The organism is Solwaraspora sp. WMMA2080 (assembly GCF_027497395.1).
Lineage (GTDB): Bacteria > Actinomycetota > Actinomycetes > Mycobacteriales > Micromonosporaceae > Micromonospora_E.
This window is the reverse complement of sequence record NZ_CP114910.1, coordinates 1,087,956-1,111,053: the sequence shown is the minus strand read 5'-3', so window position 1 is coordinate 1,111,053 and position 23,098 is coordinate 1,087,956. Positions and strand designations below refer to the sequence as shown.

Sequence of the window (23,098 nt, the reverse complement as noted above, 5' to 3'; positions counted from 1 at the left end):
TCCAGCTCTCGCGCTCCACTGCAGACACTTGCCCTGCTGAGTATCTGATGGACATTTGAGGTCCGTCGGGGGCAACTGGTGGCACAGCCCCTGATGCTTCCTAGGAAGCTGGGTTGGTCTCCCTTGCCTGCCGGTGCCGCACGCGCCCGCCTCCCCTTGACGTCTGTCGGTCAGCGGGCTCTCGACCGACAGACGTCGGCCACCCGCGTGAACACTACGGAGAGTTGGCAGACCGCTTCGCCAAGGCGGCGGTAGCCGTCCGATCGACCATCGGGCCGGTACGTCCACGCATGCCAGCGGCGAGGCCGCAGCGGTACGGGAAACCCGACAGCGCATGGTCCTCGAAAACGTGTTCACGCCGAGTCATGTCAAACGGTCCTCGGCAACGCGGCAGGAACCGCACGATATCCGGCGGAGCACCCGACCATCTTTCCTGATCGTCGGGAAGACGGCACGACTCGGCCTCCCCACCCCCTGGTCCGCAATATCCGAATAGGCACCAGGCATCGACCCCTGCCGCACCCGGTCATCGAGGAAGTATCGTCGGCCGGGCAACGTAACGACTTTGTCCCGGCGATCAGAGGCAGTTCCCAATAATGCGGTACGAGTTCCGGTGAGCGGCACGGGCCGCAGCTCGCGCCTGCCGCCAGCCGGTACGGCGCACACCGTGACGGCGTACCGGCGAGGTGATCCGATCTGGATCCACCGTAGCGGGGCCTGGCGGCCCGGAGTGGTGCTCAACCTGTCCGACACCGCGGTCACCGTCCGGTACCGAGTCACCGGCGCAGAGGGCACCGGCGTGGACACCGTGGTGCTCGGCCGCCCCGAACTAGCGCCCCGCGCCGACCGGCGGCCACCACCCGAACCCGTGCGTACCGCCCGGCCGGCGAGGCCCGCGACCACGCCGGGCCCACCCGCCGGACGCACCACGACAGCGACCTGCCGCCCGGAGCGCGATCCGCCCCGGCGTCCCCAACGCCAGCCGGCAGCACGCGACCGGCCTGCGCCGGCCGGTCGACCTGCCCCGCCGGGCAGCGGTCCCATGGTCGATCGACGGGTCTCCGACGGCGTGGTCGAGCTGCGGGTCCTGGTCCGCTCGCCGGGTGGCCGGGCCGCCGAGCTGCCGCTGCGCTGTGCCGTGGACCGGCGTACCGGCACGGTCGCGCTGCGGATGCCCGACGGCCGCACCGGACAGTTCGACCTCACCCTGGCTCGGGCAGCCAGCATGATCCTGCACGAAGCGGTACTTGCCTGCCTCGACCCACAGGAACTGCGTCTCTGGATTCAGCGGTGACCACGACCGGCATCCGCGCCGGTGTGCTGGTCCGCAGAGATGACCAGCTGTGCCCGACCCGGGTCCGCCGAGGTCACCGTCACGGTCAGCGGACCGACCCCCGCCGTCTGCCCGACCGGGATGTAATAGGGCTGTCCGGCGTAGACCACGGTCACCGATCCGGCGACGAGATCGCGGAATTCCATCTGGTGGTCGAGAATCTCCACGCTTGCAGTTTCGGTTGTCTTGACGGCGACCGTACAACTGTTGTTGCGGCATTTCGCGCTGGTCGCGGCGCAGGCGGTCAGACACAGCAGTAGAACAAGGATGACCCCGGCATGTCGGGCCGTTCGTGACGGGCACATGCCATCGACGATCGCACCTGTCCGCGACGGCCGGGCCCGGCCGGTCCGTAGATGGCACTTTACCGGGAGACGGCCGGGCGTCTCAGCCGACGACGAGTAGCAGGACGATACTCAGCACGGACCCGACCACGCCGACCAATCCGACCACGGTCGCTGCCAGCGCCATGGCCCGCTGACCTGGAACCCGTCGGCCCGGACCCGCCAGGACGATCGCCGCGACAGCGGGTACCGCGCCGACGCCGTAGCAGGCGGCGAACGGCAACGACGCGACGGCGATGATCAACGCGGCAGTGGTGCGCCGGATTCGGGCCCGGTCGGCGACCGACGACCCGACGACCGGCGTACGAGGGTCCCAGTGGAACCGCCGCGGCAGATCGGTCAGTTGCACGACGAGCTCCCCCGACGTTGTCGCCGCAGTCGCCTCAACCAGCCGCCGCTCGTACTCGGCGAGGTCAAGGTAGCCCTCACCGAGTGCCCGGGCGAGCAACTCGACGACGTGGTTGCGCTGCGCGTCACCGACCCGCTCACCACCGGCGCGCTCGGCACCGGCCCGCTTGTTGACCCCGTAGTCGCCTTCCACAGTGTTTCCGAGGCTACTCCACCTGACGGTCGCCGCAGGTCGCGCTGGACCAGCGGGACGGAATCCCCCATCATGTCTACGTTCGGTATATGGTCCGGCACGGATGGCTATATGCGGGGGTCTGTCGGCATGACGCCCAGGTGTGGCAGGACATGGCCCCTGCTGGTGGTCGCGGTCGCACTCGCCGCGCTCGGTGCGGCAACCGGCGGGATACTGGCCCTGGCATACCGTCCCATCGGGCTGGCGTACCTGGACGTGCTGACCCGTTGCCCGCCCTCCGCCGGCGACCAGGCGATGTGCCTGACCGAGGCGACCTGGGCCGTCGGTGCCCTGATGGCCTCCGGGGCAGCGATCGCGCTCGGCAGTGGGCTGGCCGGGACGCTGGTCACGACGGTGTGCGCCCAACGCCGGATCGCCCGGCTGCCCCCGGCCCATCCGATGGCCGAGGCGCGCTTCGAGGAACTCTGCCGGCAGCACCGGTTGGTCGGTTCCGACCGACCCCGGTTGCGTATCGGCGGCCGCAGGACGGACAGCACCGCCGGTCCAGGCCAGCGGCCGGCGGTCGTGCTACCGGCGGCGGCGGCCCGACTGCCGTTGGTTCCGGTGGTGTTCGACCCGCTCGTGCGCGCCGAGCTGGACCGGATCGCCTCGGGCCAGAGCGCTCGCCGCGCCGTGCTGCGCGGCTGGCCGTGGCTACTGGCCTCGGCGAGCGCCGCGCTGGCCGCCGGTGCCGCGTGCACCGGCCCGGGGCAGGGCACGCCTGCCGGGTCGATGAGCCGCGTGCTGCTGCTGGCCGTCGCCGTCGCCAGCCTGACCGTCGGACTACGCTGCGGACCGGGTGGTGCCCGGACGGTAACCTGGTACGCCGTGCCAGCCGCCGGGGTGATCGCCGGTGCGGGGGGCCAAGCCGGGGCGTCCGTCCTGTGGCACCTGGCACCGGCCGTTGGAGATCAGCTGGTCGCCGGTGCTGCACTGGCACCCGCCCTGCTGGTCCTGGCCGGTCTGCTGCCGGTGCTGACCGCCGGGCGGACCGGTTCGCCCGGCGCGGCGGCCGTCCCGGCGACGTTGGCCGGAGTCGTCGCCGGGCTGCTCGCCTTTCCGGTGGGCACCGCGGCCGCGCCGGACCTCGCCGCGCCGCTGCTGATCCGGCCGTCGCCCACCGTCCCGGACAGCGGATCCGGCCCGCGCGGCGGGCCCGACCCGGACCACGCCCACCGGGCTCCGGACACGCCGAGAAGCGCCGGTCCGGTTCCGATCGACACGGCTGCGGCGAACCGGGCCGCCCGGGCCGTCGAGCCCGTGCTCGGCCCGGCGTGGCGGGCGGATCCGCTTCCGGCACCGCCACCGGCGGGGAGTCGACCGGCCGGCTGCCAGCCGTCGATCGTTGACGACTATCTGCGCCGCGCCGCCGCTGGACGGACCGGCCGGGGCGTGGCGCGCTACGCGACGCGGGCCGCACCCGGCGGCGCTGGGCTCGGCCGGAGCACCCTGCAGATCGACGTCGTGTCGTACCGGCCGGACGCGATGTCCTCGGCAAGGCCGGTGGAGATGGTCTTCGCCGCGGTCGAACGGGCCGGTGCGGCCTGTCGGGAGTTCACCGACGGACGGTCCGGACTACGGGTACAGTCGCTGCCCCGCGTGGCACCGGCCATCGGCGACCGCGTCTGGCGGATGGACGTGGTCCGGACGCTGGGCCGCGGTGCCGGACGGGTCACGGCGACGACCGCGCTGGCTGTCGTACAGGTCGACACCACGCTGATCGTGGTGTCGATGACCGCGTCACTGGCCGTCGTCGACGGGGAGCTGTTCGAGCAGGTTATCCGGCGGACGGTGGCCGGGCTCGCGGCCGAGCGGTGAGCCGGTCCGGCTTGTCATCGCCGTCCAGTCTGTCGGGTCGGGCACCTCACTGGGTCAGGGCGTCACCGGGACGGTCCGTCGCCAGGCATCGATGATCTGGACCGGCCGCATGCCCTCGGCGAGGTACAGGCGCAGCGCCGGCCGGCGGGGGTCGGTGTCGACGTGCAGGAATGTGCCCCGCCGCCGGTCGGCGGCGTCGGCGGCGAACGCCCGGCGAAGCAGCAGACGACCCAGGCCACGCCCCTGCCATTGAGGTCGGACCGCGAGTAGCCGTACGTAGCCGCTCTGCTCGTCGGCCACGAAGGCATGCGACCGTAGCACCATCGCGGCCGGGACGCCGTCCAGGTACGCGACCTCGCCCAGCGACCAGTCGTGGTCACTGTGTGACTCGAGCTGCCTGACCCAGTCGGGGTAGGCCTTGGCCACGAAACCGAAGTGGTCGGCGAAGGCGGCCTGGTGCACGGTCCATGCCTGGTGACGGGCCTCGGGATCGTCACCGGTGCTGCTGATCCGCACACCCTCGGGTGCCCCGGGGTCGGCCCTCGGGCTCGCCGGATCGTGCGGGACGAACAGCCGGTTGTACACGGTCGCCACCGAGAAGCCGAAGTTGGCCAGTCGGCCGGCCGTCGCGGTGTCCTCCCGGTAGCAGCCGACGTCCAGCACGGCCCGGGAGTGGCCCAGTTCGGCGGCGATCGCGACGGCGCGGCGTTGGGCACGGTGCCAGAGCCAGTCGCCGACCACCGGTTCGGAGTCGAGGTGGTAGGCCTCGACGTCGATGTTGTCGCTGCTCCCCTTGCGGCACGCCCAACCCCAGCCGACCGCCACGCCACCCGGGTCGCGCACCAGCCAACCGTCCCGCGTCGGGTCGAAGTCCGGGTCGGCGAGTTCGTCGGCGACCTCGTCAAGGGTGTAGTCGGGCCGGCCGATGACCGCGGTGTTGCAGGTGGCGATCAGCTGGAAGACGGTGGATGCATCATCGGGCCCGGCGGGCCGCTGGGTGTACCCAGCAGGAAGTGACGGAGCCTCGGTGGTCGCTGTCATCCGGCGATTGTCTGGCAGGCCGCCACACCGGCACGAACGATTTTTCAGCAGACCTGACAAACCAGATTCGGGCACATGATAGACGGTTACGGTGCTTAAAATACCTATGCCGGTTATCGGGCTTTCATCCGGAAAGTGGGAGACATGGCGAACGCACCGGTGGTGATCGTCGGTCAGGGGTACGTCGGCTTGCCCGTGGCGATGCGCGCCGTAGAGGTCGGGCACCGGGTGGTCGGTCTGGACACCGACACCGAGCGGATCCGGATGCTGCGCGCGGGCACCTCGTACGTCCAGGATGTCACCGACGCCGAGCTACACGCCGCGTTGGGCAGCGGCCGCTACACCGCGACCACCGACTACGCCGCCGCAGCGGGATTCGACACCGCGGTGATCACCGTGCCGACGCCGTTGCGTGACGGCGCACCCGACCTGCGCTACATCGAGCAGGCGGCCCGCTCGCTCGCCGAGCAGCTCACTCCCGGCGCGACCGTGATCCTGGAGTCAACGACCTACCCGGGCACCACCGACGAGTTTCTCCGGCCGCTGTTGGAGAAGGGCAGCGGTCTGCAGGCCGGGCTCGACTTCCACCTCGGGTACAGCCCGGAGCGCATCGACCCGGGCAACCACGAATGGAACTTCGTCAACACCCCGAAGGTGGTCTCCGGGATCACCCCCGAGTCGTTGCGGTCGGTGCGAGCGTTCTACGACGGTCTGGTGGACCGGACCGTGCCGGTCACCGGCACCCGGGAGGCCGAGACCACCAAACTGCTGGAGAACACCTTCCGACACGTCAACATCGCCCTGGTCAATGAGCTGGCGGTGTACGCCCACATGCTCGGCATCGACATCTGGGACGCGATCGACGCCGCCAGCACCAAGCCGTTCGGCTTCCTGCGGTTCACCCCCGGCCCGGGCGTGGGTGGGCACTGCCTGCCCGTGGACCCGTCCTACCTGTCCTGGGAGGTCAAGCGGACCCTCGGCCGCAACTTCCGGTTCGTCGAACTCGCCAACGACGTGAACAACTACATGCCGATGTACGTCGTGGAACGGTTGACCAGCGCGATGAACCGGCGCAGTCGGGCGCTACGGGGCGCGCGGGTGCTGCTCATCGGGCTGGCGTACAAGCGCAACAGTGGCGACTGTCGCGAGTCCCCGGCGGTCCGCGTCGCCGAACTGCTGCACCTGGCCGGCGCCCAGTTGCACGTCGTCGACCCACACCTGCGCCCGGAGCAGATGCCGGCCTTCGTACAGGCGGTGCCGCTCACCGTCGACCAGGTCGAAGCCGCTGACGCGGTGGTCGTGCTGACCGACCACGACGGCATCGACTACTCCCTGCTCAGTGCTGCGCCACTGGTGCTGGACACCCGCCGGAGGCTGGCCGCCACCGCCGGCACGGAACTGCTGTGACCCGTCCCCGCCGCCTACCTGGGCAGCGGGATCGCTGACGCGGCAAGTAGGCGGCGGGGCGCTGACGCGGTCAGCTCGTCGGGGCGTGTTCCCGCCCCCGGGCTGCCGGTGCCACCGGCGTCGGGCGACCGGCCATCCGGACGGCACGGTAGAACATCGCCCGTCGGGGTGCCACGAGCTCGGTGCGGTAGGCGCGGGACCGGACCAGACCGGCCGCCGCCACCTCGACCATCCGCTGCGGCCGGGTCAGCAGCCGCCGGACCGCCTCGGCCAGCGCCGCCGGACCGCCGGTGGTGACCAGACAGTCCGCCTCGATCAGGTCCGGCGGGCCCACCGCCCCGACGGCGACCACCGGCAGGCCCCGGGCCATCGCCTCGACCACTACCGGAGAGTGCACACCGGCGGAACCCGGCGACACGAACACGTCGGCGGCGTCCAACCAGGACCGGATCTCGGTGGCGGGACGGTCACCGGCGATGACGAGCCGGTCGGTCAGTCCCAGCCGGGCCGCGCGGTGTTCTAGCCGCGGCCGGGACCGGCCGTCGCCCAGGTACACCAGGTCCGCCAAGACGCCGTCGTCAGCCAGCCGACGCATCGCCGCAAGGACGACGTCGACGCCGTGCCGGGAGTGGTCGAGCGTCCCGGCCGAGATCAGCGTCACCGGGCCGCCGGGCGCCGACGGTTCACGGGGCTCGCAGACGAACGCGTCGGCCCGCAGGTCGACGTCCGGGTAGTCGGTGGCGACGGTGTTCGGCCCGGGCGGACAGCGCAGCCGCAGCGATGTGCCGGTGCCGGTGGTGTAGGCCACGGCGGTGGCGTCCCGACACTGCTCCCGCAGCTGGCGCGCCGCCCGGTGCACGCGCCAGCGGCGCACCGGGTCGATCGTCACCGGACCGTCGAACATGTCCTGCGGGTCTGCGACGACCTCAACCGCGTAGCCACGGTGCCAACGACGCAGGATCGGTACGAGCAGGCCGGCGGCCGGTGACGGGCTGCGCAGGATGACGGCATCGACGTCGTCGACCCCGTACCGCAACGACCGGCGCAGCCCTGCACGGCCCGGCGGCAGGCCGAGCGGTCCGCGCCGGTACGGCAGCGGCCAGACCTCCACCCCCGCGCCGTCCACCCGGGATGCGCCGGACGGCGGTTGCGGTTCCTCGGTGACCTCGGCGAGCAGTCGGACCCGGTCGAAGGCCGACAGGTACCGGGTCCAGAAGGCGTGCGCCGGCCCGTTCACCGTCCACACGGCGCCGTCCGGTGTGCGTTGGAACCGAGTCTGGGTACTGACCGCGACGGTGCCCATCGCGGAACCCAACGAGTTCTCCACTGTACTCCCCATCAGCCGGTAGTCAGAGTCAGGTGCCGGCACGGCGGCCGGCGACAGCGATCCGCGCAGATCAGCCGACCGGCGCGGCGGCCGGCCGACGGCGTGGCGCCGGCTGGCGCCCGCCGGTCGTCTCGATGAGGTCGGCCACCGCCCGGGCGCAGTCACCGCTGTCGAACCGCTGCTCGATGTGTTCCCGTGCGGCCAGCGAACGCCGGGCGAGCCGACCGGACCGGAACTCCGCGTGTGCGCCGCGCAGCGCGGCTGCGAGCGCCTCGACGTCACCGGTCGGGGCCACCCAGCCGCTGTCCCCGTTGACTGTCTCCGGCAGGCCGCCGGCGTCGGACACGACGGAGGGCACCCCGCAGGCCCCGGCTTCCAGCGCCGCGCCGTGGTTCTCCGAGCGCGACGGGCTGACGCTGACGTCCGCCGCTGCGTAGTACTGCCGCACGTCGATGACGCCGGCGAACCAGTCGACGGTCGGATCGGCCGCCACGTCGAACCGTCGCATCAGCTCCCGCCGGTGCTCCTCACCGGCCGCGTCCCAGCCCCCACCCACCAGGATCAGGCGGGAGCGGGGACAGTCGCGGGTGAACGACCGCCACGCCGCCAGCAGGACGTCGTGCCCTTTGATGCCGGTCCCCCGGTGCACCATCGCCTTCGGCGCGTACACGTACGCCACCATGACTACCACGAAGACGTCGGCGGGTAGACCCAGCCGCCGACGTGCGGCGGCCCGGGTGGCGGCGTCCGCCGGGCGGAACAGCCGGGTGTCCACGCCGTACGGCACCACCGCCAGCGCGTCGGCACGACGGCCCAGGGACCGGTACCGGTCGGCGGTGTGCGCGCTGCCGGCGATGACGAGATCGTCCAGCCGGGCCAGGAAGCGCTCCGCGGTGCGGATCGGCGTCGACTCCAGAAAGAGCGGGCCGGGCACCATGAAGATCCTGACCATGTCGAGCCCGGACAGGCTCAGCCGGACCGCCAGCGCCGCGTGATAGTGGTGGTAGTGCACCACGTCGGGGCGCAGCCGACGCAGCAGCCGACGCAGCGACCACAGCTGCGCGGCCGTCGTCGGCGTCGGGCGGAACCGGAACTGGAACGGCGAGTCGACCATCGGTACCCCGGCCCGGCGCAACTGTTCGCGTAACCGGCCCGGGCCGGCGGGCAGCACCACGATGACCTCGTTGCCACGCCGGCACAGCTCCTCGACCTGGGGCACGATCCACCGGCCGCCCTCGGCCGTTTTCAGCATCACGACCACCCGCATGCCCGACGCCTCCCTCGACACCGGCGACACCCGCCACGGCCACCAACGGACCTTCATCGCGCGGGCACCCCCTTGACCACCGCGCCGGGCGGCACATCACGTACCACGCACGCCCCAGCGCCGACCGTCGCCCCGGCACCGACGCGACGGCCCTGCAGGATCGCCGCAGTCGTCCCCACCAGGACTGCCTCGTCCAACGCGCAGGATCCGGAAACGGCCGCCAGTGGTCCCACCGAGCCGTAGTCCGCCACCGTCGTGTCGTGACCGACCACGCCGTTCTGGTTGATGTGCACGTGCCGACCGAGCGTCACGTCGGTGGTCACCCTGGCCCCGGCGAACAGCACCGAGCCCGCGCCGATCCGGCTGTCCGGACCGACCGTGGCGCTCGGGTGGATCAGCGTGGCGGCGACCAGCGGGGCCGCCGCCGGCCGGGCGGCGTCGATCCGCCAACCGACCGCACGACGGTACGCCGGCAGGCCGATCCCGATCACGTAAGCGGGCGGGTCGCTCTGCCCGGTCAGCCAGTTCACCGCGCCGAGCAGCGCGGCACCGAGCCGGTCGAGGCGTTCCTTGTTGGCTGGGCTGGGATCGTCGTCGACGAAGCCGACCACCCGCCACGCCGGTGCCGGACCGGCCCGGTTGACGGCGTCGACGATGCCGAACATTTCACGGCCGTGCCCGCCGCAGCCGACGATCACCAGGTCCTGGACGCTCATCGGCCGCTCCGGTCGCCGTCAAGGAACGCTCCGATCGCCGCGAGTACCCGGCCGATCTGCTCGTCGGTCAACGACGAGCCGCTGGGCAGCGCCAGTCCGGTCGCGAAGAGCCGGTCCGCCGCTCCAGTGAGCAGCCGCGGCGCGGCGGCGAAGACCGGCTGCCGGTGCATCGGTTTCCAGACCGGCCGGGTCTCGATCCGCCGGTCAGTCAGGTAACGGCCCAGTTCGGCGGCGTCCCAGCCGGACTCGACCGGGTCGACGACGATCACCGTGAGCCAGGCGTTGCCGCCGAGGTCCGCCTCGTCACCGAGGTCGCCGAGCAGGCGCACCCCCGGGACACCGGCGAAGGTCTTCGCGTACCGCTGACGGATCTCCCGGCGGTGGGTGACCATCGAGTCGAGACGGTGCAGCTGCGCCCGGCCCAGCGCGGCGAGCAGATTGCTCAGCCGGTAGTTGTAGCCGATGTCGGTGTGTTCGTAGTGCGCCACCGGCTGGCGCGCCTGGCTGGCCAGGTAGCGGCACTGGTGGGCGATCGCCGCGTCGTCGGTGACCACCATCCCGCCCCCCGAGGTCGTCATGATCTTGTTTCCGTTGAAGGAGAAGACCCCGGCCCGGCCGAAGCTGCCGGCGGGACGACCGCGCAGGCAGGCGCCGAGCGCCTCCGCCGCGTCTTCAACGACCGGCAGGCCGTACGCCGCGCACAACGGGACGATCTCGTCGTAGTCGGCGCAGCGGCCGAACATGTCGACCGGCACCACCGCGCGTACCGGCGGCTGACCGTGCTCCCGCCGGGTGAGCGCCTCGGCCAGCAGATCGACATCGACGTTGCCGGTCCGTGGGTCGCAGTCGACGAAGACCGGCTGGGCGCCGGTGTAGACGATGGCGTTGGCGGTGGCGACGAAGGTCAGGGTGGGTACCGCCACTGCCTGTCCCGGTCCCACTCCGAGCGCCAGCAGGGCCAGGTGCAGGCCGGCGGTCGCCGAGTTGACCGCGACCGCGTGAGGGACGCCGACCCGCCGGGCCATCTCCTGTTCGAAGGCGTCCACCTCCGGGCCGGACGGGGCCACCCAGCCGGAGCGCAGCGTCCGAACCAGGAACTCCTCCTCGAGCGGGCCGACGTCCGGCGGGGACAGGTAGATCTGCCGGGTCACCGCGCGGCTCCGGCGAAATGTCCTGCTCGCGGGCTAGGCTGACCTGGTCGTGGTCGGGTCGGCGGCCACGACCGATCGGCCGGCGCAGTCCGACGGCCGGTCGCCGACGCACCGGATTGGCTGGCGTTGATGACCACTGATCGGTTCACCATCCTGTTCGTCTGCCGGGCGAACATCTGCCGCTCACCGCTGGCGGAACGGCTGACCCGGTACGCCGTGCAGACCCGGCTGGGCACGGACTCCGACGGGGTCGTCGTGGACAGCGCCGGCACCGAAGCGCTGACCGGCCAGCCGATGCACCCGCACACCGAGCAGGTCCTGCGGGAACGCCAGGCCGATCCGGACGGGTTCGTCAGTCGGCAGGTGGACGCCGCCATGCTGACCGGGGCGGACCTGGTGCTCACCGCCAGCCGCCGGCACCGGGCGTACTGCGTCGCGCTGGCCCCGGCCGCGCTGACCCGCACCTTCACCGTCCGCCAGTTCGGGCGGCTCGCCCAGGCCGCGGCCCTGCCGTCGGCGGCCTCGCCGCCCGGCGCCGCGGGCCGGGCCAGGTCGCTGGTGGCCGCCGCGGCGGCGGCCCGTAGCCGGGTCCAGCCGGTCTCCGCCGAACAGGACGACCTCGCCGACCCGGTGCTGCGGCCGGTGGAGGACTTCCGCGGGTGCGCCAGCCAGATCGACCAGACCGTCGACATCCTGCTGGACATCATCACGAAGTCTTGACCGGTACGCCGACGTCCGCCGTTGCCTGCTCCTCGGCGGTCGCCGTGGTGTCGGGCTCCGCGACTGCCTGACGCTGCCGGGTCGGGCCCGCCGCGTTCGCGGACCGACGTCGACGGCCGTGCTCGTGGTAGTAGTAGTTGTAGGCACCACCGCGGTGCGGTGTCATGTTCAACACGCAGCCGAGCAGCCGGGCGTCCACCGCGCGCAGCGCGGCGACCGCCGCCCGCAGGTGCGTCTCGCTGGTCTTGGCGCACCGTCCCACCACGATCACGCCGTCCACCTGGGCGGCGATCGGCGCCGCGTCGGTGACCGGCACCAGCGGCGCGGTGTCCACGATAACCACGTCGAAGCGGGCGCGCAGCGTCGCGAGCAGGTCCGCCATCTGTTGTGAGCCGAGCAGCTCGCTCGGATTCGGCGGAACGAAGCCACTGGGTAGCAGTGTCATGCCGCTGGCCCCCCAGGGTTGCAGAACGTCGTCGAGCTCGGCCTGGCCGGCGAGCACGTTCGTCAGCCCGACCGCACCCTCCATGTTCAGGTAGGAGGCCGCCTGAGGGCGGCGCAGATCTGCCTCTACCAGCAGCACCGAGCTGCCCGCTTCAGCGAAGCTCAACGCCAGGTTCGTCGCGGTGGTGGTCTTGCCTTCCTCGGGCATGGCGCTGGTCACCACCAGGCTGTGCACCGGCTTGTCGACATCGGCGAACTGCAGGTTGGTCCGCAACTGGCGGAACGCCTCCGCCCGTGGCGAGTGCGCCTGCCGGCCGATGATCAACGGCTCCCGGCGGGCAGCGTTGTCCAACGGGATGGTGCCGAGCACCCCGGCCGCAGTGACGTCACGCATCTGATCGACGGTGCGTACGGTGTTGTCGAGCACCCCGCGCAACAGCGCTAGGCCGACCCCGCTGAGCAGCCCGAGGAACAGCGCCAGGCTGATGTTGCGCACCGGTTGCGGCTCGACCGGCGCCGGATTGAGCAGCGGGCCCGCGATCACCTCGACCTTGATCGCCGGTTGATCGGCACCCGGGGAGGTCTCCAACTGCTCGACCAGGCGGACGAACTCGGCGACGATCGCCTCGGCGATCTGCTCCGAACGGTTCGGTGAGCTGTCGGTCACCGTCGCCTGCAACAGGACCGTGTCGGGAACCGGCCGCGCGCTGACCCGCGACTGCACCTCACCGGCGGTCAGGCCGAGGCTGTGCCGGTCGACCACGGTCTCGGCGAGCCGGCTGCTGGTGAGCAGTCCGCTGTAGGACTTGACCCGCTGCTGGGAGAAGAGCCCGCCTTGGTATGCGTCGGTCACCCCCTGGCTGCTTGAGGTGGAGACGAAGAAGGTGACCGAGGTGGCGTACTGCGGGGCGGTCCGGACATTGATCAGCACGGCGGCGGCGACCGCGACGGTCACAGCGGCGAGTACCCAGAGCCATCGTTTCCGCACCGCGTCGAAGTAGTCACGCAGTTCCATCGGTACGGCCTCCAAAAACACTGCTCCGTCATGGTCAGCACCATCTTGTACCAATCTGCACTAGCTAAGGAGGTTTTCTGGTCAAATAGTGGCATTACCGCAGTCTCCACACCGAATGGACGAGACCGCAGGCACCGCCGGCTGTACCCGGCGGTTGCCCGTACGCCGACTGAACGGGGCTGGAATGCAGACATCGACCCGACCTGCGGACATCACCACCCGCCGCAACCGGGAACGCGCCGTCGCACCGATGTGGCTGGTGGACCTCGGCGCCTGGTGCGCCGGCCTGGTCGTCGCCGTCTGGACCCGCTACGAATTCGCCCTCGCCGGGGCACACCTCAACGGTCTGGTCCTGGTCATGCTGGCCGCGATCGTGCTGCACACGGTGGCCGGTCACCTCAGTTACCTGTACCGGGACCGGTACCGGCTGGGCAGCTTCGACGAGGTGTGGGTGGTGTCCCGGTGCGTGCTGGCCACCATGCTCCTGCTGCTGCTGCTCGATCTCGCCGCACCGCAACGGCCGGTGCCGGCCAGCGCACCGCTGGTCGGTGGCTGCCTGGCGCTCGTCCAGATGCTCGGCGTCCGGTACCTGCGCCGGCTGCACCGGCAACGCCGCCGCCGGCCCGCTGGCCGGGACATCCAGCGGGTGCTGCTGTTCGGTGCCGGTGCCGCCGGGCAGTCGCTGCTCCGGGCGATGCTGGACGAGCCGAGCGGGCGGTACCTGCCGGTGGGCCTGCTCGACGACGACCCGGCGAAGCGGCAGCTACGGCTCAGCGGGGTGCCGGTGCTGGGTAGCCGGCAGGACATCCCGGCCGTCGCCGCCCGTACCGGTGCCACCACTGTCGTCGCCGCGGTCGCCAACGCCGACGCTGCGCTGATCCGAGAAGTACGCCACCTCGCGAACCAGGCCGGTGCCCGGTTCAAGGTGGTCCCGTCGGTCGGCGAACTGCTTGAGAACGAGCCAGCCGTCACCGACCTGCGCGACCCCGACTTCAGTGACCTGCTCGGCCGACACCAGATCGAGACCGACCTCGACTCGATCGCCGGCTATCTGACCGGCAAGCGGGTGCTGGTCACCGGGGCCGGCGGCTCGATCGGCTCCGAACTGTGCCGGCAGATTCAGCGGTTCCAGCCCGGTGAGCTGATGATGCTCGACCGCGACGAGTCAGCGCTGCACGCCGTACAACTGTCGTTGCGCGGCCGGGCACTGCTGGACAGCCCGGACCTGATCCTCGCCGATCTGCGCGACAGCGACACGATCCGGCAGATCATGTGCGCCCGTCGCCCCGAAGTGGTCTTCCACGCCGCTGCACTCAAACACCTCACGCTGCTGGAGCGCCACCCGGGTGAGGCCGTCAAGACCAACGTGTGGGGCACTCAGACCCTGTTGGAGGCGGCATCCGGTGTGGAGCGTTTTGTCAACATCTCCACCGACAAGGCCGCCGACCCGACCAGCGTGCTCGGTTACTCCAAGCGGATCACCGAACGGCTCACGGCCTTCGCGGCTGGGACCAACCAGGGCACGTTCCTCAGTGTCCGGTTTGGCAACGTACTCGGCAGCCGCGGCTCGGTGCTGCACACGTTCCTTGCCCAAGCGGCAGCCGGCAAACCGATCACCGTCACCGACCCGGACGTGACCCGGTACTTCATGACCATCCAGGAGGCGGTGCAACTGGTCATCCAGGCAGCCGCGGTCGGCCGCGACGGCGAGTCGCTGGTGCTCGACATGGGCGAACCGGTGCGGATCGCCGACGTCGCCCGCAGCATCGCCGAGCAGTACGACAACCCGGTCAGGATCATCTACACCGGGCTGCGCCCCGGCGAGAAGCTGCACGAGGACCTGCTCGGCGCCGGAGAGCCGGACTGTCGGCCGCTGCACCCCCTGATCTCTCAGGTCCCGGTGCCGGCGCTGGATCCGGTGCACGTGCACCTGCTCGACCCGTACGGCCGACCGGACGATCTGGTCGACGACCTTGCCGCGCTCTGCACGCCGCTCCGGCCGCCGGTCGGAGCGCGGCGGCAGCGGGGCGCTCTACGAACCGGTGCCGTCGGTCCGGCAGGCGGTGCTGGTCTCCCGGCCCCGGACGACCCGAGCGGCACACCGATCGCGAGCCAGAACGGGTCCACCGGGGCGGCCTGACCGATCAGCGACCGGTCAGGCCGCTGCCGGCGGCTCGGACGGCGGGTCGGCCAGCATGGCAGCCATCTGCAGGGACAGCTCCTGCACCAGGTCGTCCATGCTCTGCCCGGTCTGTGCCCGGACCAACGCGAGCGCCAACTCGGCGAGTACGCAGAAGCCGCCGGTCCGGGCCGCCTCGTCGGGGAACTCCGCCAGCAGCGCGGCCGCGCCGTCGTGGTCTCCGCGCTGGCGGGCGGCGATGAACCCGGCGGCGCGCTGCGCGGCGACGAACGCCGACTCGGTGAATACCCGGCTGTCGTCGCCGCTCATGGCACGACGATCGGGCTGCCTGCTGAGCTGGCGGCGGTGAAGCGGGCCGCGACGTCGCTCCAGTCGACCAATTCCCACAGACGGTCGACGTAGTCCGGACGAACATTGCGGTACTGCAGGTAGTAGGCGTGTTCCCAGGCGTCGAAGACCAGAATCGGAGTGGTGGCCTGACCTACGTTGCCGTGGTGGTCGTAGACCTGCTCGACGATCAGCCGACGGCTCATCGGCTCCCAGGCGAGCACTCCCCAGCCGGAGCCCTGCACCCCTTTGGTGGCGGTGGACAACTGCCCGGCGAACGCCTCGTACGAGCCGAAGTGCTCGTCGATCGCGGCAGACAGCTCGCCGTCCGGGGACAGGTTGTTCCAGAAGATCGAGTGCAGTACGTGGCCGGAAAGGTTGAACGCGAAGGTCTTCTCCAGGCCGACCAACGTCGAGAAGTCACCCTTGTCGCGCGCCTCGGCGAGGGCACCGTAGTCGTACGGCATGTCGGGCAAGGTGTAGACGGGCATCGTCCACCCTCCGGTCGCGGGCTCAGCGGTCCCGACCAGTATGCTCTATTGCAAGTAGTTCGCAACTACACATTGTGTGCATCTACCTCTGGTCACCTCGACGCGCCCGGCCCGATCGTCGACCAGACCGCCTCCACCTCGCCGCCGCGCACCGCTGTCACCTCGCCGAGACCGGCGAACACCATGCAGACATGATTCGGAACGACCTGCACCCGCTGCCCGATCGTGAGCGCACTCGGCTGACCCGGCCCGACCCACCGCAGCCAGCCGTGCTCCTCGGAAAGCCGGTCGATCCGCCATCCGGGCAACCCCACCAGCAGGCCGTGACCACCGTAGGCGTCGGCATGCGCCGACGCCGGCAGACCGTCCTGGCCGAACGTCTTCGACCCCGCGTCGATACAGGCACGGTGCGGCTCCGGATGACTGACCACGGTGGCGAGGACGCGGACCGCACAGGTCGCCACGGTGGCGTTGCCGAGCGCGATCTGCCCCAGGTCGTTGAAGGCGTAGATACCGGGCCGGATCTCGGTCACTCCGGGCTCGGCCACCACAATCCGCGCCGAAGCGGAAGCACCGAGCGACACCGTCGACAGGGTCAGCCCGGCCGACCGGATCGCCGCAGCGGTGTCCACCATGGCACCGGCCACCGCCCGCGAACGCCGGATCAGATCCGCCCGGTCGGTCGCCGCGTACACCGAGCCCTCGTACGTCATCACCCCGGTCAACCGGACGCCGGGCAGCTCGGCGATGTCCCAGGCGACCCGTACGGCTTCCGCCGGAGCCACCCCGCACCGGCCCAGGCCGCTGTCGACGATCAGTAGCACGTCCAACAGCCGCCCGGCCGCCGCGAACGCCTCCCCGAGCGTCCGGGCGCCGGTGACACTGTCCGCGCCGACGGTCAGTTCACAGCGCTGCGCCAACCGCACCGCGTGTTCGGCCTTGTCGCGGCCGACCAGCGGATATGCCACCGTCATACGGGCCACCCCGGCCGCCGCGAACGCTTCGGCCTCACCGAGCTTCGCCACACAGATCCCATCTGCCCCGTGATCCAGCTGCATCGATGCGATGCGGGGGATCCGGTGGGTCTTGGCGTGCGGCCGCAACCCCACCTGATGCAGCTGACACAGACCGGCCATCTCGTCGAGGTTGCGCTCCAGCACATCGAGGTCGAGCAGCAGGGTGGGAGTCTCCAGGCCGGCCGGTACGGCGAACCGGTCCGGCGTTGCGGTCTGCGGGTGGATGTCGGTGGTCACGGCGTCTCCGGCAGTCGTCGTCACGGGTACAGGCGTCTCCGTCGCCCATCCTGCCGTACCGCGATGGTCATGCGACGACCCCGCAACCTGGTGTCGCGCTCACCCACGTCGCAGCGCACCCGATCCACAGGTTGTCGCCGACTGCGCCACCGGCGAGCACGGTCGCGGTGTCGCCGAGCCACGGCACCGGCTACGCCGAAGCCTCACCGTCGTGCCGGTGCCACGGCGATGGCCTGGATCTCGATGAGCAGGTGCGGGTGGGGTAGTTGGTGGACGGCGACGGTGGTGCGGGTCGGTCCAGTGTGGTCGAAGTGCTCGGCCCAGACCTGGTTGTAGCCGCCGAAGTCGTTCATGTTGACCAGGTAGGTGGTGACCGAGACCAGATCGGTCAGGCCGGCACCGGCGGCGGTGAGCAGGTCGGCGATGTTGGCGATCACCGCGCGGGTCTGCTCGCGGATGTCGAGTTGGGTGGTGCCGTATTCGTCGACGCTGGCCCCGGCGATGGTGTTGTCGGGGCGGCGGCTGGAGGTGCCGGAGACGAAGATGAGGCCGGCGGCTGTTTTGACGTGCGGGAACTTGCCGCGTGGGGTGGCTTTGCCCGCGACCAGGTGCGCGGTCATCGCGTACCGCCGGTGGTGGTGAGGGGCGTACCGCCGGTGGTGGTGAAGGCGGCGGTGCCGAGCCCCTGGACGGTGGCCCGCACGTGCGCGCCGGGGGCGAGCGGCACCGCGGCGGTGGCCGCGCCGGCCAGGAAGATCCACCCGGCCCGCAGGTCCGGGCCGTGCCGGTCGGCCAGGGCGACGCCGGCGGCGAGGGCGCGGCGGGGGTCGCCGAGGATGGCCGCCGTCGACCCGGTCTGCACGGTGTGTCCGTCGATGTCGAGGAGTACGCTGAGGTTGTCGATGTTGTCGGGGACCGGCTGCCAGGGCCCGACGACGTACAGGGCGGCGGAGGTGTTGTCGGCGATCACGTCGGGCAGCGAGAAGGTGAAGTCGCGGTAGCGGGAGTCGATGACCTCCAGCGCGGGGGCGACGGCCCGCACCGCGTCGGTGAACGGCGTCCCGGGTGTCGGTGGCCTGTCGAGGAGGAAGGCGATCTCCGGTTCGACCCGGGGGTGGATCAGTCCGGAGATGTCGACGTTGCCGCCGTCGGGCACCTGCGTGGTGTCGGTGAGCTGGCCGAGGATCGGCTCATCGACGCCGACCTGGACCATCTTGGCCTGGCTGGTCAGGCCCATCTTGGCGCCGACGAGGCGTTCGCCCCGGCCGGTGCGGCGGGCGATCAGCGCCCGCTGCACCCGGTACGCGGCGTCGACGTCAATGCCGTGGGCGTCGGCGAGCTGCCCGATCGGGGTGCCGGTGACGGCCGCCTCGTCGAGCTGGGCGGCCAACCCGGCGAGGTCGACGTCTGCGCTGGTGGTCACTGCGCACCTCCGTGGGCGGTGTTGGCGGCGTCGGCGAGGTCGAGGGCGACGTCGGTGATCATGTCTTCCTGGCCGCCGACCATCCTGCGGCGGCCGAGTTCGATCAGGATGGACCGCACGTCCAGGTTGTAGCGGTCGGCGGCGCGTTCGGCGTGGCGCAGGAAGCTGGAGTAGACGCCGGCGTAGCCGAGCGACAGGGTTTCCCGGTCGACCCGGACCGGCCGGTCCTGCAGCGGCCGGACCAGGTCCTCGGCGGCGTCCATCAGCGCGAACGTGTCGCAGCCGTGTTTCCAGCCGTGCAGGTCCGCGACGGCGGTGAACACCTCCAGGGGGGCGTTGCCGGCCCCGGCGCCCATCCCGGCGAGGGAGGCGTCGACCCGGGTGGTGCCGTGCTGCACGGCGATCACACTGTTGGCCACGCCCAACGACAGGTTGTGGTGGGCGTGGATACCGATCTGCGTGCCCGGGTCCAGCACCTGCTGGTAGGCGTCGACCCGGGCGGCGACGTCGTCCATCAGCAGCCGGCCGCCGGAGTCGGTGACGTAGACGCAGTGCGCCCCGTACGACTCCATCAGCTTGGCCTGCCCGGCGAGCCCTTCGGGGGTGTTCATGTGCGACATCATCAGGAACCCGGCGACGTCCATACCCTGGTCGCGGGCCCAGCCGATGTGCTGGGCGGCGATGTCGGCCTCGGTGCAGTGGGTGGCGATCCGGACGCTGGTCACGCCCAGGTCACGGGCCGCTTTCAGGTCGTCGACGGTGCCGATCCCGGGCAGCAGCAGCGTGGTCAACGTCGCCCGGCTGATCGACTCGGCGGCAGCACGGATCCAGTCGGCGTCCGACGCCGCGCCGTGGCCGTAGGTGACGGACGAGCCGGCCAGGCCGTCGCCGTGGGCGACCTCGATCGCGTCGACGCCGGCCGCGTCCAACGCGGCGGCGATCTGCCGCACCTGGTCGACGCCGTACCGGTGCCCGATGGCGTGCATGCCGTCGCGCAACGTGACGTCCTGGACGTACAGCCGGGTCATGACCGTGCCTCCGCTCGGACAGCGACCAGACGTTCCGCTGTGCGCAAAGCGGCCGAGGTCATGATGTCGAGGTTGCCGGCGTACGCGGGCAGGTAGTGCCCGGCACCGGAGACCTCCAGGAACACCGACACCTGGATGCCGGTGAAATGGCTGCCCAGCGCCGGCACGTACGCGTCGACCGGATCGAACTGCACCCGCTGCTTGAGCCGGTAGCCGGGCACGTACTCGGCGACCGACGCCGCCATGGCCGCCACCGAGTCGGCGACCGCGCCGGCGTCGACCCCGGCCGGGATCAGGCAGTAGACGGTGTCACGCATCAGCAGTGGCGGATCCGCCGGGTTCAGCACGATGACCGCCTTGCCCGTGCCGGCACCGCCGACGACCTCCAGGGCGCGGGCGGTGGTCCGGGTGAACTCGTCGATGTTGGCCCGGGTCCCGGGACCGGCCGAGCGGGACGCGATCGACGCGACGATCTCCGCGTACGCCACCGGGGCCACCGCCGCGACGGCGGCGACGACCGGCACGGTCGCCTGCCCACCGCAGGTGACCATGTTGACGTTGCGCTCGGCCAAATGGGCGTCCAGATTGACCGGTGGCACCACGTACGGGCCGACCGCGGCCGGGGTCAGATCCACCACCGTCCGCCCGTACGCCTGCAGGATCTCGTTGTTGCGCCGGTGCGCGCCCGCCGACGTGGCGTCGAACACCAACCCGACGTCGGCGAACTCGGGCATCGCGACCAGGCCGTCGACCCCATCACTCGTGGTCGCCACGCCGAGGCGGCGGGCGCGGGCCAGCCCGTCGGATTCCGGGTCGATGCCGACCATCGCCACCATGTCCAGCGACTCCGACAACCGCAGCACCTTGATCATCAGATCAGTACCGATGTTGCCCGACCCGATCACCGCCACCCCGACACCCACTACCGTCCCTCCCCTGACTTGGCGCTGAATCTGGTCCGCACACTGCCGAGCCCGGCGATCCGCGCCTCGTACGCCGCCCCGGGGATGACCGGGACCATCGGGCCGAGCGCACCGGAGAGCACGACGTCGCCGGCCCGCAGCGGATCCCCGGCGGCGGCCAGGGTCGAGGCCAGCCAGGCGACGGCGTGCACCGGGTTGCCGAGGCAGGCGGCACCGGCGCCGACCGACACCGGTTCACCGGCGGACTCCAGCACCATGCCGCACCCCCGCAGGTCCACCGAGGCGGGCGGCACCGGCCGGTCGCCGAGCACGAACAGCCCCGACGAGGCGTTGTCCGCCACCGTGTCCACGATGGAAATGTCCCAGTCGGTGATCCGGGAGTCGACGATCTCGATCGCCGGTAGCAGGAAGTCGGTGGCCCGCAGCACGTCGACCACGGTCGCCGGCCCGTCCGGCAGATCCGCCGACAGCACGAACGCCACCTCCGCCTCCACCCTGGGCTGGATCAGCCCGGCCAGGTCGACCTCGTCGCCGTCGCAGACCGCCATGTCGGCGAAGAGCACCCCGAAGTCGGGCTGGTAGACGCCGAACGCGGCCTGCACCGCCGGCGACGTCAGGCCGATCTTCGCCCCGACCCGACGCCGCCCGGCCCTTGTCCAACCGGCCACCAACTCCCGCTGCACCGCGTACGCGGCCGCCACGTCACCGACCGGCAGCAGCCGGTCCCGCAACGGCGCACACGGCACCCCGGAGTCGTACGCCCCGGTCAGCGCCGCGACAGCCGCCTCGACATCAACATCCACAGTCACGCTCATGTCAGGTCCACGCAGACGTTGGTCAACTCGGAGTAGAAGTCCAGCGAGTGCACGCCACCCTCCCGGCCCACCCCGGAGGCCTTCACCCCACCGAACGGGGTCCGCAGGTCCCGCAGGAACCACGTGTTCACCCACACGATGCCCGCGTCCAACCGGGCACCGGCCCGGTGCGCCCGCCCCACATCCCGGGTCCACACCGTCGCGGCCAGCCCGTAGTCGGAGTCGTTGGCCAGCGCGAACGCCTCCTCCTCGGTGTCGAACGGGGCGATGTGACAGACCGGGCCGAACACCTCCTCCCGCACCAGCCGCGCAGACTGACCGAGCCCGGTCAACACTGTCGGCTGCACGTACGCGCCGCCGTCACGGGCGTCGCCGAAGGCCGGCACGCCACCACCGGCAAGGATCTGCCCGCCTTCGGCGCGGGCCAGATCGTAGAAGCCGAGCACCTTGTCCCGGTGGCCGCGCGAGATCAGCGGCATCGTCGCAATCGTCTCGTCGGCCGGCCAACCGTACCGGGCGTCACGGGCGGCAGCCGCCAGCCGGTCCACGAACTCGTCGAACACCGGCCGCTGCACATACAGCCGCTCCGTGCACAGACACACCTGACCGCCGTTGGTGAACGACGACCGCACCGAACCGGCCACCGCCGCGTCCAGGTCGGCGTCGGCGAACACCAGGCCGGCGTTCTTGCCGCCCAACTCGAACGACACCGCCTTCACCCCGTCAGCCGCCGCCCGCATGATCGCCGACCCCGTCGCCGACTCACCGGTGAACGTGATCGCATCCACCCCCGGATGGGTGGTCAGCCACTCCCCCGCCGCACCCGGCCCGAACCCGTGCACCAGGTTGAACACCCCGTCGGGCACGCCGACCGCCGCCATCACCTCCGCCAACAACGTCGCCGACGCCGGAGTCTCCTCCGACGGCTTCACCACCACAGCGTTGCCGCACGCCAACGCCGGAGCCACCTTCCACGTCAGCAGCAGCAGCGGCAGATTCCACGGCACGATCACCGCGACCACGCCGACAGGCTTACGGACCGCGTAGTTCAACGCCCGACCACCCGACGACGTGACCGTCGTGAACGACTCCGTCGACGCCGTCGCAGCGATCTCCGCGAACGCCCGGAAGTTCGCCGCCCCACGCGGAATGTCCAACGTCCGGGCCTGACCGACCGGCTTACCGGTATCCGCCACCTCAGCAGCCACCAGATCATCGAACCGGCGATCCAACTCGTCGGCCACCGCCCGCAACACCGCCGCCCGGTCCCGCTCAGCCATGCCGCCCCACGGCCCGCGCAACGCCGACCGCGCCGCCGCCACCGCCGCGTCGACCGTCGCAGAATCGGCCTCCGCCACCTCAAACACCGTCTCCCCGGACACCGGCGACACCTTCGCAAACCACTTCCCCGCATCGACGAACCGGCCGTCGACGAAACTACGCAACAGGCCGGGACCGTCGGCGGCGGGCCGACCGACGTACAGGTCGGGGTGCCACAGAGCGGGCGACGTCGGTGCGATGGCTGCCATGTTCAA

General features: G+C 71.3%; 22 protein-coding genes. 5 read left to right on the top strand and 17 right to left on the bottom strand.

What is annotated here, in order from left to right; translation table 11 throughout:
* The first annotated feature begins 613 nt into the window (after positions 1-613).
* Positions 614-1,294, top strand: coding sequence for a hypothetical protein (locus tag O7543_RS04810; RefSeq protein ID WP_281554968.1), 681 nt, complete (start codon positions 614-616; stop codon positions 1,292-1,294).
* Here the strand turns inward: O7543_RS04810 and O7543_RS04805 are convergent.
* Both O7543_RS04805 and O7543_RS04800 read right to left on the bottom strand, forming a co-directional pair.
* Positions 1,285-1,500, bottom strand: a complete 216-nt coding sequence (locus tag O7543_RS04805) for a hypothetical protein (RefSeq protein WP_281554969.1) — start codon at positions 1,498-1,500, stop codon at positions 1,285-1,287. The two genes, O7543_RS04810 and O7543_RS04805, sit on opposite strands and share 10 nt — an antisense overlap.
* A gap of 220 nt (positions 1,501-1,720) precedes the next feature.
* Complete coding sequence (locus O7543_RS04800; protein ID WP_281554970.1) at positions 1,721-2,218, bottom strand: DUF1707 domain-containing protein; 498 nt, start codon at positions 2,216-2,218, stop codon at positions 1,721-1,723.
* A gap of 129 nt (positions 2,219-2,347) precedes the next feature.
* On the opposite strand from O7543_RS04800, the gene O7543_RS04795 reads away from it, so the two are divergent.
* Positions 2,348-4,075 carry a hypothetical protein gene (locus O7543_RS04795; protein WP_281567344.1) on the top strand — a complete coding sequence of 576 codons (1,728 nt, stop codon included), beginning with the start codon at positions 2,348-2,350 and terminating at the stop codon, positions 4,073-4,075.
* Positions 4,076-4,129: 54 nt separating this feature from the next.
* Here the strand turns inward: O7543_RS04795 and O7543_RS04790 are convergent, their stop codons facing one another.
* The gene (locus tag O7543_RS04790) at positions 4,130-5,116 is read right to left on the bottom strand and encodes a GNAT family N-acetyltransferase (RefSeq protein ID WP_281554972.1); all 987 of its coding nucleotides are present in this window, start codon (positions 5,114-5,116) and stop codon (positions 4,130-4,132) included.
* Between the two features lie 144 nt (positions 5,117-5,260).
* Between O7543_RS04790 and O7543_RS04785 the strand changes: the two genes are divergently transcribed.
* Complete coding sequence (locus tag O7543_RS04785; protein WP_281554973.1) at positions 5,261-6,523, top strand: nucleotide sugar dehydrogenase; 1,263 nt, start codon at positions 5,261-5,263, stop codon at positions 6,521-6,523.
* Between the two features lie 70 nt (positions 6,524-6,593).
* Here O7543_RS04785 and O7543_RS04780 read toward each other — a convergent pair whose 3' ends face one another.
* From O7543_RS04780 to O7543_RS04765, 4 genes are read right to left on the bottom strand one after another with little or no spacing between them, the layout of a single operon-like run.
* A complete protein-coding gene (locus O7543_RS04780; RefSeq protein WP_281554974.1) occupies positions 6,594-7,862 on the bottom strand; it encodes a glycosyltransferase in 1,269 nt (422 codons plus the stop codon).
* Positions 7,863-7,920: 58 nt separating this feature from the next.
* On the bottom strand, positions 7,921-9,174 hold the full coding sequence (locus tag O7543_RS04775) for a glycosyltransferase family 4 protein (RefSeq protein ID WP_281554975.1): 1,254 nt from the start codon (positions 9,172-9,174) through the stop codon (positions 7,921-7,923).
* On the bottom strand, positions 9,171-9,833 hold the full coding sequence (locus tag O7543_RS04770; RefSeq protein WP_281554976.1) for a NeuD/PglB/VioB family sugar acetyltransferase: 663 nt from the start codon (positions 9,831-9,833) through the stop codon (positions 9,171-9,173). Before O7543_RS04770 ends, O7543_RS04775 begins: the two co-directional genes overlap by 4 nt.
* Positions 9,830-10,984: an aminotransferase class I/II-fold pyridoxal phosphate-dependent enzyme gene (locus O7543_RS04765; RefSeq protein WP_281554977.1), complete on the bottom strand. Its 1,155-nt coding sequence runs from the start codon at positions 10,982-10,984 to the stop codon at positions 9,830-9,832. The genes O7543_RS04770 and O7543_RS04765 overlap by 4 nt, the downstream gene beginning before the upstream one ends.
* 129 nt (positions 10,985-11,113) lie before the next feature.
* On the opposite strand from O7543_RS04765, the gene O7543_RS04760 reads away from it, so the two are divergent.
* Positions 11,114-11,704 carry a low molecular weight phosphatase family protein gene (locus O7543_RS04760; RefSeq protein WP_281554978.1) on the top strand — a complete coding sequence of 197 codons (591 nt, stop codon included), beginning with the start codon at positions 11,114-11,116 and terminating at the stop codon, positions 11,702-11,704.
* Here O7543_RS04760 and O7543_RS04755 read toward each other — a convergent pair.
* Complete coding sequence (locus O7543_RS04755; protein ID WP_281554979.1) at positions 11,691-13,163, bottom strand: polysaccharide biosynthesis tyrosine autokinase; 1,473 nt, start codon at positions 13,161-13,163, stop codon at positions 11,691-11,693. The genes O7543_RS04760 and O7543_RS04755 overlap by 14 nt on opposite strands.
* Positions 13,164-13,278: 115 nt before the next feature.
* On the opposite strand from O7543_RS04755, the gene O7543_RS04750 reads away from it, so the two are divergent.
* A complete protein-coding gene (locus tag O7543_RS04750) occupies positions 13,279-15,303 on the top strand; it encodes a polysaccharide biosynthesis protein (protein WP_281554980.1) in 2,025 nt (674 codons plus the stop codon).
* 15 nt (positions 15,304-15,318) lie between these two features.
* Here O7543_RS04750 and O7543_RS04745 read toward each other — a convergent pair whose 3' ends face one another.
* The 9 genes from O7543_RS04745 to O7543_RS04705 all read right to left on the bottom strand — a co-directional run bounded on the left by O7543_RS04745 (position 15,319) and on the right by O7543_RS04705 (position 23,092).
* Positions 15,319-15,612 carry a superoxide dismutase gene (locus tag O7543_RS04745; RefSeq protein WP_281554981.1) on the bottom strand — a complete coding sequence of 98 codons (294 nt, stop codon included), beginning with the start codon at positions 15,610-15,612 and terminating at the stop codon, positions 15,319-15,321.
* A complete protein-coding gene (locus tag O7543_RS04740; protein WP_281554982.1) occupies positions 15,609-16,121 on the bottom strand; it encodes a superoxide dismutase in 513 nt (170 codons plus the stop codon). Before O7543_RS04740 ends, O7543_RS04745 begins: the two co-directional genes overlap by 4 nt.
* 92 nt (positions 16,122-16,213) lie before the next feature.
* On the bottom strand, positions 16,214-17,374 hold the full coding sequence (locus O7543_RS04735) for an alanine racemase (protein ID WP_281554983.1): 1,161 nt from the start codon (positions 17,372-17,374) through the stop codon (positions 16,214-16,216).
* 203 nt (positions 17,375-17,577) lie between these two features.
* Entirely contained in the window at positions 17,578-17,994 is a 417-nt protein-coding gene (locus O7543_RS04730) for a RidA family protein (RefSeq protein WP_281554984.1), read from the bottom strand.
* Entirely contained in the window at positions 17,991-18,797 is an 807-nt protein-coding gene (locus tag O7543_RS04725) for a fumarylacetoacetate hydrolase family protein (protein WP_281554985.1), read from the bottom strand. The genes O7543_RS04730 and O7543_RS04725 overlap by 4 nt, the downstream gene beginning before the upstream one ends.
* Positions 18,794-19,825: a 4-hydroxy-2-oxovalerate aldolase gene (dmpG, locus tag O7543_RS04720; RefSeq protein WP_281554986.1), complete on the bottom strand. Its 1,032-nt coding sequence runs from the start codon at positions 19,823-19,825 to the stop codon at positions 18,794-18,796. Before dmpG ends, O7543_RS04725 begins: the two co-directional genes overlap by 4 nt.
* A complete protein-coding gene (locus O7543_RS04715; protein ID WP_281554987.1) occupies positions 19,822-20,748 on the bottom strand; it encodes an acetaldehyde dehydrogenase (acetylating) in 927 nt (308 codons plus the stop codon). The genes dmpG and O7543_RS04715 overlap by 4 nt, the downstream gene beginning before the upstream one ends.
* Positions 20,748-21,563, bottom strand: a complete 816-nt coding sequence (locus tag O7543_RS04710; RefSeq protein WP_281554988.1) for a fumarylacetoacetate hydrolase family protein — start codon at positions 21,561-21,563, stop codon at positions 20,748-20,750. Before O7543_RS04710 ends, O7543_RS04715 begins: the two co-directional genes overlap by 1 nt.
* Positions 21,560-23,092, bottom strand: a complete 1,533-nt coding sequence (locus O7543_RS04705) for a 2-hydroxymuconic semialdehyde dehydrogenase (protein WP_281554989.1) — start codon at positions 23,090-23,092, stop codon at positions 21,560-21,562. The genes O7543_RS04710 and O7543_RS04705 overlap by 4 nt, the downstream gene beginning before the upstream one ends.
* Positions 23,093-23,098 lie beyond the last annotated feature (6 nt).

Coding starts and splice junctions, on each gene's coding strand:
- O7543_RS04795 (WP_281567344.1), top strand. CDS start 2,348: ATGACGCCCAGGTGTGGCAGGACATGGCCCCTGCTGGTGGTCGCGGTC.
- O7543_RS04790 (WP_281554972.1), bottom strand. CDS start 5,116: ATGACAGCGACCACCGAGGCTCCGTCACTTCCTGCTGGGTACACCCAG.
- O7543_RS04785 (WP_281554973.1), top strand. CDS start 5,261: ATGGCGAACGCACCGGTGGTGATCGTCGGTCAGGGGTACGTCGGCTTG.
- O7543_RS04780 (WP_281554974.1), bottom strand. CDS start 7,862: ATGGGGAGTACAGTGGAGAACTCGTTGGGTTCCGCGATGGGCACCGTC.
- O7543_RS04775 (WP_281554975.1), bottom strand. CDS start 9,174: ATGAAGGTCCGTTGGTGGCCGTGGCGGGTGTCGCCGGTGTCGAGGGAG.
- O7543_RS04770 (WP_281554976.1), bottom strand. CDS start 9,833: ATGAGCGTCCAGGACCTGGTGATCGTCGGCTGCGGCGGGCACGGCCGT.
- O7543_RS04760 (WP_281554978.1), top strand. CDS start 11,114: ATGACCACTGATCGGTTCACCATCCTGTTCGTCTGCCGGGCGAACATC.
- O7543_RS04755 (WP_281554979.1), bottom strand. CDS start 13,163: ATGGAACTGCGTGACTACTTCGACGCGGTGCGGAAACGATGGCTCTGG.
- O7543_RS04750 (WP_281554980.1), top strand. CDS start 13,279: ATGGACGAGACCGCAGGCACCGCCGGCTGTACCCGGCGGTTGCCCGTA.
- O7543_RS04745 (WP_281554981.1), bottom strand. CDS start 15,612: ATGAGCGGCGACGACAGCCGGGTATTCACCGAGTCGGCGTTCGTCGCC.
- O7543_RS04740 (WP_281554982.1), bottom strand. CDS start 16,121: ATGCCCGTCTACACCTTGCCCGACATGCCGTACGACTACGGTGCCCTC.
- O7543_RS04730 (WP_281554984.1), bottom strand. CDS start 17,994: ATGACCGCGCACCTGGTCGCGGGCAAAGCCACCCCACGCGGCAAGTTC.
- dmpG (WP_281554986.1), bottom strand. CDS start 19,825: ATGACCCGGCTGTACGTCCAGGACGTCACGTTGCGCGACGGCATGCAC.
- O7543_RS04710 (WP_281554988.1), bottom strand. CDS start 21,563: ATGAGCGTGACTGTGGATGTTGATGTCGAGGCGGCTGTCGCGGCGCTG.
- O7543_RS04705 (WP_281554989.1), bottom strand. CDS start 23,092: ATGGCAGCCATCGCACCGACGTCGCCCGCTCTGTGGCACCCCGACCTG.